Source organism: Ruminococcus sp. 8Y-12 (assembly GCF_058119865.1).
The window spans coordinates 3,236,456-3,250,063 of sequence record NZ_CM176623.1; the positions used below are offsets into that span (position 1 = coordinate 3,236,456).

The window sequence follows — 13,608 nt, forward strand, 5'->3', positions numbered from 1 at the left end:
AGTATAACCAGAATGCAGGAGGAATGGATTATGAAAAAGAAATTATTTGCAGCAGTATTAAGCCTTACCTTGACGGCAGCTATGCTCGCAGGTTGCAAAAGCACAGGAACAGGCAGCACAGTAACGGGTGGGAATGAGACGGCATCCAATACGGCAAAAAGCGATACTACGGACCAGGTGGATACCCAGGAAGCAAAAGCTTCCGGAAGTTTTCGCATTGGCATCTCCCAGTTCGCAGAGCATGGCTCTCTGGAGAACTGCAAGGAGGGATTTATTGAGGGATTGGCCCAGGAGGGCATCAGGGAAGGGGAAAACCTGGAGATCCTATTTGAAAATGCCCAGGCAGACACAGGGACGGCCAGCACCATTGCGGACAGCTTTGTGTCCAAGAAAGTGGATTTGATCTGTGCCATCGCAACCCCCAGTGCTATGAGCGCCTACAACAGCTGTCTGAATACGGACATTCCGGTGGTCTACACTGCAGTGTCAGATCCTGTGGGAGCAGGCCTTGCCTCCGGGGATGGGGCCAGTGTAGGCAATATTACCGGGACAGCGGATCAGCTTCCGGTGAAAGAGCAGTTGGAGATGATTCGGGCGATGATGCCTGAGGCAGAGAAGATCGGTATTCTCTACACCACCAGCGAAGCCAATTCTGTCAGCACGATTGAAACCTACAAGGAGCTGGCCGGTGACTATGGATTTGAAATCGTGGACACGGGCATCAATACCATATCGGATGTGGAGATGGCAGCAAAAGATATGGCGGCTAAGGTGGACTGCATTACCAATTTAACGGACAACACGGTGGTTTCGGCCCTTCAGACCGTACTTGCTGCAGCGAATGACAAAAAGATTCCGGTCTTTGGCTCCGAGATTGAACAGGTCAAGAACGGCTGCCTGGCTGCTATGGGAATTGATTATATTGCCCTGGGTAAACAGACAGGAGTTATGGCAGCTAAGGTGCTAAAAGGGGAGGCGAAAGCGGAGGAACTGAGCTACGAGACCTGCCAGGGGGCCAGCCTGTATGTGAATACAGCTCAGGCAGCGCAGTTGGGATTTGAACTGGATGATTCTTATGTATCGGGAGCAGAACAAGTCTTTGACGAGATAGTGGTGGAATAACGGGAGGGTATCATGGTATTACTGCTGAGCGTCCTGGAACAGGGCATGATCTATGCCATAATGGCATTGGGAGTTTATATAACTTATAAGATTCTGGATTTTCCGGATTTAACGGTAGATGGAAGTTTTCCCATGGGTGCTGCGATTACGGCTGTCTTGATCAGCAGGGATGTAAATCCCCTGCTGACGCTGCCGGTCTGTTTCGCGGCTGGGGCAGGAGTGGGCGTTCTCACGGGACTTATCCATGTAAAACTGAAGGTGAGGGATCTGCTGTCGGGTATCATTATGATGACAGCCCTCTACACGGTAAATCTGAGGATTGCGGGAAAGGCAAATTTACCGATTTATAATAAAACCACAATCTTTGACAATTCTTTGGTAAACAGAATTTTTGCCGGGGAGTTGGCAGTTTTTAAGACTGTGATTGTGGTTCTGATCATCACTCTGGTGAGCAAATATCTATTGGACTGGTATTTGAGTACTAAATCCGGAATGCTGCTTCGGGCAGTGGGGGACAATGACCGGATCATCACTTCACTGGGGGTGGATAAAGGACTTGTTAAAATTGTGGGGCTGGCCATTGCAAACGGGCTGGTAGCTCTGGGGGGATGTATCTTTGCACAGCAGCAGAGATATTTCGACATCTCCATGGGAACAGGCACAGTGGTGATTGGGCTGGCAAGCGTAATCATCGGGACCAGCCTGTTTAAGAAGTTAACGCTTCTTAGAGTAACCTCCAGCGTGGTGATCGGTTCTGTATTATATAAGGGCTGCGTGGCGCTGGCGATCAGCCTGGGATTTGAATCCTCTGATCTGAAGATGATTACAGCAGTTCTGTTCCTGGCAATTTTGGTGATTGGAATGGAACGGAAAAGGAAGGTGAAAGTCAATGCTTGAGCTCAAACACATCCATAAGTATTACAATCCGGGCACAGTCAATGAAATGTGTCTCTTTAGAGATTTCAACCTCCAGGTGGAGGCGGGGGAGTTTGTCTCCGTAGTGGGCAGCAACGGCTCAGGAAAAACTTCCATGCTGAATATTATCTGTGGAAGTATTGATGTGGACTCGGGGACTATCCTGATGGAGGGAAAGGACATTACCAATCTAAGTGAATACAAAAGACTTTCCAGGATCGGCAGGGTCTTTCAAAATCCGGCCAAAGGAACTTGTCCTTCCATGACCATTATGGAAAACATGGCATTGGCGGACAATAAAGGAAAACCCTATAATCTGGGAAGGTGTGTCAACAGGAAACGCCGGGAAGCGTACCGGGAACTGCTGCGCCCTCTGAATCTGGGACTGGAGGATAAGCTGGATGTAAAGGTGGGAGCCCTCTCAGGGGGGCAGCGGCAGGCCATGGCCCTGCTCATGTCCACTATGACACCCATAGAATTTTTGATACTGGATGAGCACACAGCGGCTCTGGACCCCAAGACTGCAGAGATTAATATGCAGTTGACAGAACAGATAGTGAGTGGAAAGCAGCTAACCTCTATTATGGTAACTCACAACCTGCGCTATGCCCTTGAATATGGAAACCGTATCATCATGATGCACCAGGGTGAGATTATTTTGGATAAGAAAGGAAGGGAAAAAGAGGAGCTGGAAGTGGAGGAGGTACTGGAGCTCTTTAATGAGATCAGTATTGAGTGCGGAAATTAATTTTCACAGACGGAGAACCCGGCAGGCCAAAATGAGCAGGCCGGGTTTTTCGTTTCTGTCCACTAAAACCTGCCTTCGGAGGAGGTTTTTCAACGCTGAAGAAACACATTCACTTCAGGTCTTGACGGGGCGGGCCAGAAGTGATAAGATAATTTCTGGCGCTACCATATCATGTATAAAAAGGAACTTTGTTCACTAAATGTTGTGAGTATGGGGCAGGAAAGGAACATGCAAATGAGATACCATAATATCACAAAGGACGATATGTTAAACGGAGACGGACTAAGAGCAGTCCTTTGGATTGCAGGCTGCAGCCACTGCTGCAAGGAATGCCACAATCCCATAACCTGGGACCCCGATGGGGGTATCCTGTTTGATGAGGATGCAAAAAAAGAATTGTTTGACGAACTTAAAAAGGATTATATTTCAGGAATCACTTTAAGCGGAGGTGATCCCCTCTATTCGGGTAACCTGTTGGAGGTGGAGGAACTGGTGAAGGAGATACGACAGACCTTTCCGAAAAAAACGATTTGGCTTTATACAGGCGGGTTGTGGGAGGATGTCAAAAAGTATAGTCTGGTCAAATATCTGGATGTACTGGTGGATGGTGAGTATGAGTGTGAGAAAAAGGACAGCATGCTGCACTGGAGGGGAAGCTCTAATCAGCGTGTAATTGATGTGCAGGAATCCCTGAAACAAGGGAAGGCAGTTCTGCACTGTGAATAGGAGGAAATGCTAATGAAGAGAATCGCAAAGTTCCACAAAGTGAGTTTTGAACAGTTTAAGGAGGGTTGGATGGAAGAGTTTCCAAAGACAACTCCTGAGGAGCTGGAAAAGATCTATGAGGGAATCAAGCTTCCCAAAAGAGCAACGGCAGGCTCTGCAGGGTACGATTTTTTTGCTCCTGCAAACTTTACCCTCGCACCAGGCAAGACAATCAAAATTCCCACAGGTATCCGGGTGGAGATGGATGAGAGCTGGGTATTGAAATGCTATCCGCGCAGCGGACTTGGATTTAAGTTCCGGCTTCAACTCAACAATACAGTGGGAATCATTGACAGTGACTATTTTTATTCTGACAATGAGGGACATATATTCTGCAAACTTACAAATGATTCCAATGAGAGCAAGATGCTGTGCGTACAGGGAGGCACAGGGTTTATGCAGGGAATTTTTGTAGAGTATGGCATTACTGTGGACGATGATGCAACGGAGGTCCGAAACGGGGGATTTGGAAGCACATCAAATAGTTAACAAAGAGGGAATATAAATTGAGAGGAAAGACGCGGGCGAGAGCGGGCTTATATCTGATGGTCTTATTGGCAGTATTTTTATGTCTTGGTCAGAATGTCCAGGCAAAGAAAAAAGTCACAGTGAGAACGCCATCAGGATTTAAGACAGCGGATTATGATAAGAATTACATCAGGCTGACCTGGAGAGGAGTACCCAAGGCAAAAGGTTATATCCTTTATCGGTACAATCCACTGAGCAGACGGTACGAGCGCTTTAAAAAGACATCCCGCCTTTATTACAATATGTATGGTATCCAGAGCGGCACCGTATACCATTTTAAGATAAAGGCGTACACAAAAGTAAAGAAAAAGGTATACTACAGTAAAATAAGCAGATCCATTCGGGTGAAAACCAAAAAGGAGCCATTAGGAAGGGTATCAACCATTAAAACCTTTCTGAAAACAGCGCTCCAGCCCATCGGAAAGGCAGTTTACGTATGGGGTGGAGGATGGAGTACAGATTCACTGGGCGGTACCACAGAGGCCAGGAGTATGGGAGTCAGCTCCAGATGGATGGACTTTTTTAACGCACAGACGCAGGATTATAATTTTTATAATACCATGTACCAGAGACATGACGGGCTGGATTGCTCCGGTTATGTGGGGTGGTGTATCTACAATATCCTGAATAAGAAATCAGGAAACAATGGCTATGTGATGAAGGCTGAGACAATGGCCAAGAACTATGCCTCACGGGGCTGGGGGACCTTTAAGAAGAGGGGGAAGGTGAAGAGGTACCGGCCAGGGGATATTATGAGCTCTTCCTGCAGTGATTGCGGACATGTCTGGATTGTGATCGGACAGTGCGAGGATGGTAGCGTAGTGGCGCTTCACTCATCCAGTAATGCCGGGGTACAGTTATCCGGAACCGTGACTTCGGATGGAAATTCCAAGAGTCAGGCGGCAGCACTGGTTAAGAAGTATATGAAGCAATATTATCCAGGGTGGTGTGATAAGTTTAAGACAAAGCTCAGGGATATAAAATATTTGACGCATTTTTGCCAGATGAGCTGGGATGTGAGTGGGAATACCATAATGACTGATCCGGAGGGATACCAGAATCTAAATGCGGCACAGGTTCTGGAGGATTTACTGGGACCAGTGATCTAAAGACTACATATTTCCTTGTGAAAACAGGACCCGTCCAAAAGTGGATGAGTCCTGTTTTTTACTGTAACTATTATACAATATCTCAGGATATTTTTAGTTTCTGGTTGTGAAGAACCTTTAAAACGATTAAAAAGATCAGTACCAGCAAAATGCCAAAAGGCAGTCCCAGCCATGTCATAGAGGTAAAATTAGCCAGCAGGCCGGCAAACAAGTATGACAGGAAGGATATGACAGCAACGCTGATTGCATAGGGTAGCTGAGTGGAAACATGGTTTACATGGTTACATTGGGCGCCTGCGGAAGCCATGATAGTGGTGTCGGAGATGGGTGAGCAATGGTCGCCGCATACAGCACCTGCCATACAGGCAGAAATGGACATTACCATAAGGTTGTAGTCTCTGCCGCTGAATACGGAGACTACAATGGGAATCAGGATACCAAAGGTTCCCCAGGAGGTTCCTGTGGCAAATGCAAGACCGCAGCCAACCAGGAAAATAATGGCAGGAAGCATGGTCATCAGCCCCTCTGCACATTCTTTCATGGAAGTTTCCACGAAAGCGGCAGCTCCCAGACTGTCGGTCATAGCTTTTAAGGTCCAGGCAAAGGTAAGAATCAGGATGGCTGGAACCATGGACTTAAAGCCCTCCGGCAGACAGGACATGCATTCCTGGAATTTCAAAACCCTGCGAACCATATAAAAGATTACGGTGAAAACAAAGCCGAAAAAGCTACCCAACACCAGACCGAGGGAGGAGTTACAGTTTGAAAAAGCGGTTACAAAATCCGTTCCGCTGAAGAAACCGCCTGTGTATACCATACCTGCAATACAGAAAAGGATCAGACAAAAAATGGGAACAACCAGGTCTATAACCTTTCCGCGGCCTTTGATAGAGCCACTGTCCGACACATTGGCATAAGGGCGGTCAGGAGTTGTATAAAGGTCTCCCTTCATGGCATTGTCTTCATGGAGCTTCATGGAGCCGAAATCTACCTTCAGGAGAATCAAGCCAATCATCATAACAATGGTAAGCAGGGCATAAAAGTTGTAAGGAATGGCACGGATGAAAAGCGCCAATCCATCTTCCCCTTCCACAAATCCGGTGACAGCTGCAGCCCACGAAGAGATAGGGGCAATGATACAGACTGGAGCGGCTGTGGCATCGATCAGGTAGGAGAGCTTGGCTCTGGATACATTGTGCTTGTCCGTTACTGGACGCATCACACTTCCCACAGTAAGGCAGTTAAAATAGTCATCAATAAAAATGAGCACACCCAGAACAACGGTTGCCAACTGAGCGCCGATGCGTGTCTTAATATGGCTGCTGGCCCACTGTCCAAAGGCAGCGGAACCGCCTGCCTTGTTCATCAGGGAAACCATGGCTCCCAAGATAACCAGGAAGATCAGGATACCCACATTTCCGGCCTGTGAGAGCACGCTGATAAATCCGTCCTCAAACATATGGGTGACAGTCTTCTCAAACCCAAAGCCTGAGTAGAACAGAGCCCCCACCAGGATTCCCACAAAGAGTGAGCTGTAGACTTCCTTGGTTATGAGGGCAAGGGCAATGGCCACCAAAGGAGGAACCAGAGCCCAGAATGTGGCGTACATGGCAGGCTGAGGAGCTTCATCGGCAGCGGCCAGCACAGGGAAGGCCCAGGCGGCAAGCAGCACCAGAAGGACAAAGGCGGACGCTGCCAGTCTGCGTTTCGTTGTTTTTTGCATAAATCATACCTCTCTTTCCGTATTTTGCAAAAATCAGATGCGCAGGCTTCATATATAGAACACAGAAAGTGCGCCACTGCGCCCTGCTTTGGATACTCTGGGATGTAAAAAGCCGTACATATGTCTGCGGAAACAGGCACATGTACGGCAGTAACATTTGCAATGTCCTCACCGATGATAGCGCTCCACAAACGTGACAGTATATTGCATATTTTACAATATCCCAGGGATGGTGAATGGGCGTCACGCTTACCCTTCGGCAGTATCCCCTTTCCCTCACAGCAGCTGCCCTGCCGTAGCTGTTCGGTACTTATGAATCCTGCGCCTCTATCATTTTGCTTTGGTTCTCCAGAATATTTGAAAAACCGACTTTTTGATACCTTATTCTATCATGGATGGTTAGGGATGGCAAGATAAAACAGGTGTTTAACGGTGCTCATTAGCCTTTATTTCTCCGCAGGCAATCTTTGCTCCCGAGTCCCCGGAGGGCTGCGTCCGGAAGTCATCAGGCATATCATGAATGACAGCTGTGCGGCCTATTACTTCCTCAGGAAAAAAGCGGTTTGTATAAAACATTGTCAGTGCGTAGCCTTCATTTCCAAACAGGGGCGGAAAGTCTCCGGCGTGTTCCGGATGGGGGCACTGTCTGGGGTTAAAATGGGCTCCGGTATTGGAAAATGGATCCTCCTCATTGCCTGTGCAGCTGATACCCTCATGGATATGAAAGCCAAAAATCCGTTCAGAACACTCTTCATTCATATCAGGAAGTCCTGAAATATCTGCGATAACTAAAGTCCCGTCCCAGAGGGGATAGAAGTAGAGTGTACCAGTGATATCAGGGTATGCTTCACTGCCGTAGACAAAAGCGTATGCTTCGGGCGGCATCTGTACGATAACATTCAGGGCATCATTCAATTCTTTTCTCATAGGCATTATTTCCGGCAGGAAGACTCACAGCTGCAGGATGTGGGGGCATCGAAGCTGGGATTGTAAGCATAGAAATTCTTACTGTCAAGTTCTTCCTGAACTGTGCGCAGAGCTTCCCCAAATCTCTGGAAATGAACAACCTCGCGTGCGCGAAGGAAGCGGATCGGATCTGCTACCTCCGGAATATTTCTTACAACCCTGAGAATGTTATCGTAGGTGCTTCTGGCTTTCTGTTCTGCCGCCAGGTCTTCAAAGAGATCTGTAACTGGATCGCCTTTGGACTGAAATTCACAGGCATTAAAGGGGATACCGGCAGCTGCCTGGGGCCAAATTCCAACGGTATGGTCAATATAGTAAGGGCCTAAACCGGACTGTTCGATCTCTTCCATAGATAGGTTTTTGGTAAGCTGATGGACAATGGTAGAGACGATTTCCAAGTGGGCCAGTTCTTCTGCACGTTGTTCATGTCAATGGTTCGGAAAGCCTTGATTTTAAAGGGTTTCACGATTTTGATTTTCTTTAGAATTGTATAAGAATTATTTATAATAGAGTTGTTTTGTAATTGGTCATTAAAAAGGTACTTTGCAATTTTGCAACTATTTAAAAAACGCAATACTTATTTTTCAGGTAGCTTTAAGTATATTTTAATTGTAAAATCGTAAGGGTCAGAATTTTTTTTGATTGCTGGCGTTGTTTTTAAATATGTAATTTTTTCGATTAGTTCGGATAGCATTTTGTTTTTTTGTGTAATTGTTGTAGTATCTACGGTATATAAATCTAATGCATTTTTTAACTTTGGCAAAAATTCCAAGTATTCTGTTGATTTTTCTTCAATTGCATTTAGCTGTGATTTAAGATTGTTTAAAACCTTATTCATTTCCCTTAACTCTTTATCTATACTATTATTTCGTTTGATAAACATTTCTTTAGTATAAGTTCCGTCCTCATATGCTTCAAAAATTATGTCTTGCTTATTCTGGACTTTTGTTATTTCAATTTCTTTCATATCGATTAAGGTTTTCAAATGTGAGGCTTCATTCTTGAAAAACTTAGAATTATTTGAATTTTCTAAAGGGTAACTTTCAAGAACGTCTTTTATGCCAATTAAAATTTTTTCTTCAACATACTTGAATTTTGAGTAGATATTATTACAATCCTTTGTTGTGCATATTAAACCTGTTTCCATTTTAGGATTAGTATAAGGTCTTCTAGTCAAAGGCTTACCACATTTTTCACAAAACAGAAGTCCAGCAAAGGGATTTTTCAAGCTATAATCAATCTTTACATTTTTTTGCAATCTTTTACGCTTTTCTTGTGCTTTTAAGTATAATTCATCTGTTATAAGATGTTCATGAATACCATTTGAATAAATCACATCATCGCCATTGTTTCTTGGTCTTGTTGTAATGATTTCACCGTCTAGGCATTTTTTAACAGCTTTTCTATTATTCCAACGTAAAATACCAACATATACTGGATTGCACAATAGGTCTTTTACAGTGCTTAAACTCCATTCTTTTCCTTTTCTTGATTTAACGTTCATTTCATTTAACAATCTAGCCAACCCAGATATAGAAATATCAGTATTTGCATATTTCTCAAAAATTAATTGTACAATTTTGGCTTCTTCGTCATTAGGTTTCAAAGTGAAACCTTTGGCATTCTCTATTTTAACTCTATCATACCCATATGGCGGTATATTACCAACAAATTTACCTTCATTAATGCTTGAAATCCTACCAGCATTTAGACGTCTATTAATGGTTTTATATTCTCGCCTTGACATAAATAAACCAAATTCAAAATATTCCTCATCGTTTGGGTCAGAAGGGTTATAGGTTTTCATAGGTGTTACAATTTTTGTATTACTGTATTTGAAAGTTTCTGCTACTAGTCCTTGGTCTCTTGTATCACCACGCGCCAAACGTTCTACTTCAACGACAAAAACATTATCCCAATAACCAGTTTCTACATCTGACAGTAGTTTTTGCATTTCTTCTCTATCGCTGATACTTTCACCACTAACAACTTCAGGGTAAACTTTATCAATCTTTTTACCCATTTGTTTAGCCAGATTATCCAATATTTCATGGTGTCTTTTTAAAACATCTTCCCCCCTTAATTCTGCTTCACGGTCTTTTCTGGACTTTCTCAAATAAGCACAATTATGTTCGGTTTCATTAATAAAATTTACAACTTCTTTTGTCCTGTCTTTTGCCAAATAATGCAATACGTCATTTTCTTTCATAATCATTACCACCTTTCTAAATTATATGCATTTTTATAAAGTTATATTTGTAAGCCCCCTGGCTTATGGCAAGGCTTACAATTGCTTGATTAACATTGAATATATGCCAGAAACAATGTCAAGGGTGAGCGTAGCGAATTTACTTGCCCTTGACATTGTTTCTGGCATATATTATCTTTCGGAAAGCAATAGAAAGCACAATTTTCAGGTAAGAAACTTTGCTTTTATGTCCATAACCCTTTCACGCATTATATGCTTAATAAAAGAATGTGATCGACTATGCAATAGTAGATCACATTCTTTTATTTAAGCAATTTTCGTTACTAAGGGGTTATGGACTTATTATGGCTACACAAGTATTTCTTGTTCCTGAAAGCCCTCCAGCCTTTCAATTCTAGCTGCTATATGAGGGTGCGAAGCTGTCATTTTTTCTCTGACTGTCATTTTTTGAGAGCCACTTAACTTTTGTAACAAATAAAGAGAGGATAATAATTCTTGGCCATAAGAAACTTTATTGGCGAAACTGTCGGCTTCAAACTCGTTCATTCTACTATTTAAAGATAATATGACTTGCCCGGCATACAGAAATACAAATATGGATACCTCTAACAACATTTTAAATAGGATACTCAAAACATTGATGATAAGAACAACAATTGAGGTATGAGCAAAAATAGCAGATAGGAGAGAACAAACCCACACAAACACTCTTACAATGAGTACCAGGATTGAAAAAATCGCATTGCCTACCACAGAAAGAAGCAATGCTTTTGTGTGTCCATAGGAAATGTGTCCAAATTCATGAGCAAGTATGCCTTTTAACTCATCAGGTGAAAAAGTCTGCATTGCACCAGTTGTTACAGCAATCGTATTTCTTCCCATGGCAAAAGCATTAACAAAATTTGCATCAATGATAAACAACTTAATATTCTTTGAAAGTTTTGGATTTTCTTCTAATGCGTTTTGATACACTTCTTCAAAGATTGGTAACAAGTATTGCTTTTCTTCATTTGTCCGTAATTCTCTGGCACCCTCAAAAACACGTAAAATCCATTCACCTGCGGGTGATAATGCGATAGAGATAGAAATAGCATACACAACGAATGAATAAGCAAATGAAGTTGAATTTGCCCCTAAGAATACCCATAAAATACTGAAATACAAAATAAACCATATCAAATAAATATAATTGCTTTTTACAAACTTCATATAATTAGCCCCCTTTAACTATTTCATAGAAAAACAGTATTAAACTTTAAAATGGCTTATGTATATTTAATTTAGTATGCACGTTCGTATCTTTCGACATATAGATTGCTTCACCTGTTTTTAAACTTTTTATAGTATCAGGATGATACAGGTATTCTCTAACCCTCCTTGCAGAGCTATAACCTGTTTCATTTGTATTTCTTCCTTTTTGTTCTAATTGAAAAGTCATATCAAGCGTTTGACGTGTTCCTAGTATATTTGCCCAGTTTTCCGCATTTGTGGAACTATTTTGCCTTTGTACAATGTAATTATTACAATTCTCAATTACTTGCCACTTAAATGTTTCATTTACGGCAAAATCAAGGTCAGACAGGGATTGACACGCACAAAAGCAAGTAACATTTGCGGAACGGCTTTTGTTCAACAAATCTAATAGAGCAGTTGACGCATACACGTTAATTTCATCAAAAAGAAAAAAACACCTATTCATTCTTTCACGATATAACCTGCTAACTGCCTTTTTGCTGTCTATCAAGATTAATCGCCCCAGCTTTGGACTTAATTCAGGATAGGAGAGAGGGTCAAGAATAAACAAAATGATAGCATTTTGTTTTAAAGCGGTATAAATATCAATCCCTTGATTGGCAAATATCTGCCCTATGTGGCTTTCCGCCATAACGGAGAAACGGGCAATCGAATTACTGGCAATTTTCCCGGATGTTTCGGCTATTTCATTATTTTCTATGTGCTGTTCTTTTGTGATAATGTCTTTTCGATACAGTTCGGCACTAAACTTGATAAATTTTTCAATAGGCATATACTTGATAATTTCTTTCAGTGTAATTGTTAAGTTTGCTTTTATCATCAGAGAGATAACACATTGCAGATAGCGTTCTGTATTGATTTTATAGTGTTCTTCTGTCCAGTCTGTCATATTGACTAACATGTCTTTCACAATTGTTGCATTTGTACCTTTAAAGGGGTTATAACAATCAGAGTTTTCCGGGTCGTTCATATCAACAACATAAACTGTTTTCTTGTTGCCGTATTTTTCATTTAGCTGTTTAACAATTTCAAGAACAGAGCCTTTGGAAATATCCCCTTTGCCGTCAACAAAAAGTGCTGGGTATCCTTTTTCAAAAACAGTATTTAGGAAATTTGATAAAGTTACCGTTTTTCCACAACCAGTTGTGCCACAAATAAGAAAATGCTTGCCGTCATCTTTAGTATATACTTTTCTGTGTCCTGTGGCTGTTCCAATTAGCGTTTTATCTGCTAGGTTTATCTCTTTTCTAATAGTTTGCTGTTCTTTGCGGATTTGCTTCAACTCCTTTCGCAAATTATAAAAACGAAAAAACTTGTTAATTTGAATTTGCTTACTTAATTCATAGATTATGATAGCAAGTGCCAAAACAATACAAACAGGAAGAAAAAAGGAACTGTATTTTTGTATTCCGTTCAATCAAGTTCATTATGTACATGCTTTATAACCTCCTCTAATGGAACTGTATAGATGTTAGGATAGAGGTCCTTGCATTCTCGAAGAATTTCAAGAATTTTTCCTTGATGATTAGGCACAACCCACAATTGATAGTCATAGTCCAAATAATTATCTTTTAGATTGGCTTTCATGCGTGATTTAGCTTTCAAAGTCAATTCCACTTCAACGCAATAGACTTTATCAGAATGAAAAAAAATAAAGTCTGGTCTATGCCTGCGTTTACCAAAACCGTCGGCTTTATGCAATGTCTTTTCTGTTGTCATACTTTCATAAGAAATTTTATATTTATCTAAAATATAAATAGCCGTATCAATGACATTTATATTGTGATTGATTAAATCAATGCGTATTTTAGTATCGTGCTTCACATCTGCACCTATCAGCTTTTTGCCTGTGTTCGTAACCGTATATAAAGACGGAACACCGTACAAAACACGCTTACGGTCAATTAGCTGTTCATCTCTCAATTTCTTTAGCCTGCGGTCTGTTGCCCTTTGTCCAGAAAAGCCAGCTAACTCTCTTATTTGTCTGCCTAGACAAAATTCCCAATCATAGAGTAAACGTAAAATTTTAAAATCTCTCTCAACTAGTACCATAAAAAACACCACACCCAACATATAAATATTAAAATAAAACTTACAAACTAATCTTATTATATCTTCTTATCTTATTACTACTTACACTTACTAACTTAACTACTACTTACTACCGTACTACACAACAACAACTTACTACATACATACACACACAACTACAAAACTACCGCCGGGATACCATACAACAATATAGATAATAATATTAATATTATTATTT

General features: G+C 41.8%; 12 protein-coding genes, 1 pseudogene and 1 riboswitch. Of the genes and pseudogenes, 6 read left to right on the forward strand and 7 right to left on the reverse strand.

Annotation, left to right across the window (positions count from 1 at the left end; genetic code table 11):
• Positions 1-30: 30 nt before the first annotated feature.
• From AC0THY_RS12535 to AC0THY_RS12560, 6 genes are all read left to right on the forward strand, one after another.
• A complete protein-coding gene (locus AC0THY_RS12535; RefSeq protein ID WP_489990938.1) occupies positions 31-1,122 on the forward strand; it encodes an ABC transporter substrate-binding protein in 1,092 nt (363 codons plus the stop codon).
• 12 nt (positions 1,123-1,134) lie between these two features.
• On the forward strand, positions 1,135-2,019 hold the full coding sequence (locus AC0THY_RS12540; RefSeq protein ID WP_489990939.1) for an ABC transporter permease: 885 nt from the start codon (positions 1,135-1,137) through the stop codon (positions 2,017-2,019).
• Positions 2,012-2,785, forward strand: a complete 774-nt coding sequence (locus AC0THY_RS12545) for an ABC transporter ATP-binding protein (RefSeq protein ID WP_489990940.1) — start codon at positions 2,012-2,014, stop codon at positions 2,783-2,785. Before AC0THY_RS12540 ends, AC0THY_RS12545 begins: the two co-directional genes overlap by 8 nt.
• Before the next feature lie 234 nt (positions 2,786-3,019).
• Positions 3,020-3,511: an anaerobic ribonucleoside-triphosphate reductase activating protein gene (gene nrdG, locus AC0THY_RS12550; RefSeq protein ID WP_489990941.1), complete on the forward strand. Its 492-nt coding sequence runs from the start codon at positions 3,020-3,022 to the stop codon at positions 3,509-3,511.
• Positions 3,512-3,523: 12 nt separating this feature from the next.
• Positions 3,524-4,039, forward strand: coding sequence for a dCTP deaminase/dUTPase family protein (locus AC0THY_RS12555; RefSeq protein WP_489990942.1), 516 nt, complete (start codon positions 3,524-3,526; stop codon positions 4,037-4,039).
• A 17-nt stretch (positions 4,040-4,056) separates the two neighbouring features.
• Positions 4,057-5,187, forward strand: coding sequence for a hypothetical protein (locus tag AC0THY_RS12560; protein ID WP_489990943.1), 1,131 nt, complete (start codon positions 4,057-4,059; stop codon positions 5,185-5,187).
• Positions 5,188-5,269: 82 nt separating this feature from the next.
• On the opposite strand, the gene AC0THY_RS12565 is transcribed toward AC0THY_RS12560, so the two are convergent.
• From AC0THY_RS12565 to AC0THY_RS12595, 7 genes and pseudogenes are all read right to left on the reverse strand, one after another.
• Positions 5,270-6,910, reverse strand: coding sequence for a Na+/H+ antiporter NhaC family protein (locus AC0THY_RS12565; RefSeq protein WP_489990944.1), 1,641 nt, complete (start codon positions 6,908-6,910; stop codon positions 5,270-5,272).
• A 170-nt stretch (positions 6,911-7,080) separates the two neighbouring features.
• Positions 7,081-7,248, reverse strand: a riboswitch (Lysine riboswitch).
• Positions 7,249-7,336: 88 nt separating this feature from the next.
• Positions 7,337-7,837, reverse strand: a complete 501-nt coding sequence (locus AC0THY_RS12570; RefSeq protein WP_489990945.1) for a superoxide dismutase family protein — start codon at positions 7,835-7,837, stop codon at positions 7,337-7,339.
• Between the two features lie 5 nt (positions 7,838-7,842).
• A pseudogene (locus tag AC0THY_RS12575) lies at positions 7,843-8,289 on the reverse strand (manganese catalase family protein); the annotation flags it as partial.
• Positions 8,290-8,453: 164 nt separating this feature from the next.
• Positions 8,454-10,085, reverse strand: coding sequence for a recombinase family protein (locus AC0THY_RS12580; RefSeq protein WP_489990946.1), 1,632 nt, complete (start codon positions 10,083-10,085; stop codon positions 8,454-8,456).
• 348 nt (positions 10,086-10,433) lie between these two features.
• Entirely contained in the window at positions 10,434-11,294 is an 861-nt protein-coding gene (locus AC0THY_RS12585) for a M48 family metalloprotease (RefSeq protein WP_489990947.1), read from the reverse strand.
• Between the two features lie 46 nt (positions 11,295-11,340).
• Entirely contained in the window at positions 11,341-12,756 is a 1,416-nt protein-coding gene (locus AC0THY_RS12590) for a type IV secretory system conjugative DNA transfer family protein (protein ID WP_489990948.1), read from the reverse strand.
• On the reverse strand, positions 12,753-13,391 hold the full coding sequence (locus tag AC0THY_RS12595) for a replication-relaxation family protein (protein WP_489990949.1): 639 nt from the start codon (positions 13,389-13,391) through the stop codon (positions 12,753-12,755). Before AC0THY_RS12595 ends, AC0THY_RS12590 begins: the two co-directional genes overlap by 4 nt.
• Positions 13,392-13,608 lie beyond the last annotated feature (217 nt).

What these genes read in the sequence shown, in the direction of transcription:
- AC0THY_RS12555 (WP_489990942.1), top strand. Translation starts at nt 3,524, where the DNA reads ATGAAGAGAATCGCAAAGTTCCACAAAGTGAGTTTTGAACAGTTTAAG.
- AC0THY_RS12540 (WP_489990939.1), top strand. Translation starts at nt 1,135, where the DNA reads ATGGTATTACTGCTGAGCGTCCTGGAACAGGGCATGATCTATGCCATA.
- AC0THY_RS12570 (WP_489990945.1), bottom strand. Translation starts at nt 7,837, where the DNA reads ATGAGAAAAGAATTGAATGATGCCCTGAATGTTATCGTACAGATGCCG.
- AC0THY_RS12580 (WP_489990946.1), bottom strand. Translation starts at nt 10,085, where the DNA reads ATGAAAGAAAATGACGTATTGCATTATTTGGCAAAAGACAGGACAAAA.
- AC0THY_RS12595 (WP_489990949.1), bottom strand. Translation starts at nt 13,391, where the DNA reads ATGGTACTAGTTGAGAGAGATTTTAAAATTTTACGTTTACTCTATGAT.
- AC0THY_RS12545 (WP_489990940.1), top strand. Translation starts at nt 2,012, where the DNA reads ATGCTTGAGCTCAAACACATCCATAAGTATTACAATCCGGGCACAGTC.
- nrdG (WP_489990941.1), top strand. Translation starts at nt 3,020, where the DNA reads ATGAGATACCATAATATCACAAAGGACGATATGTTAAACGGAGACGGA.
- AC0THY_RS12565 (WP_489990944.1), bottom strand. Translation starts at nt 6,910, where the DNA reads ATGCAAAAAACAACGAAACGCAGACTGGCAGCGTCCGCCTTTGTCCTT.
- AC0THY_RS12585 (WP_489990947.1), bottom strand. Translation starts at nt 11,294, where the DNA reads ATGAAGTTTGTAAAAAGCAATTATATTTATTTGATATGGTTTATTTTG.
- AC0THY_RS12535 (WP_489990938.1), top strand. Translation starts at nt 31, where the DNA reads ATGAAAAAGAAATTATTTGCAGCAGTATTAAGCCTTACCTTGACGGCA.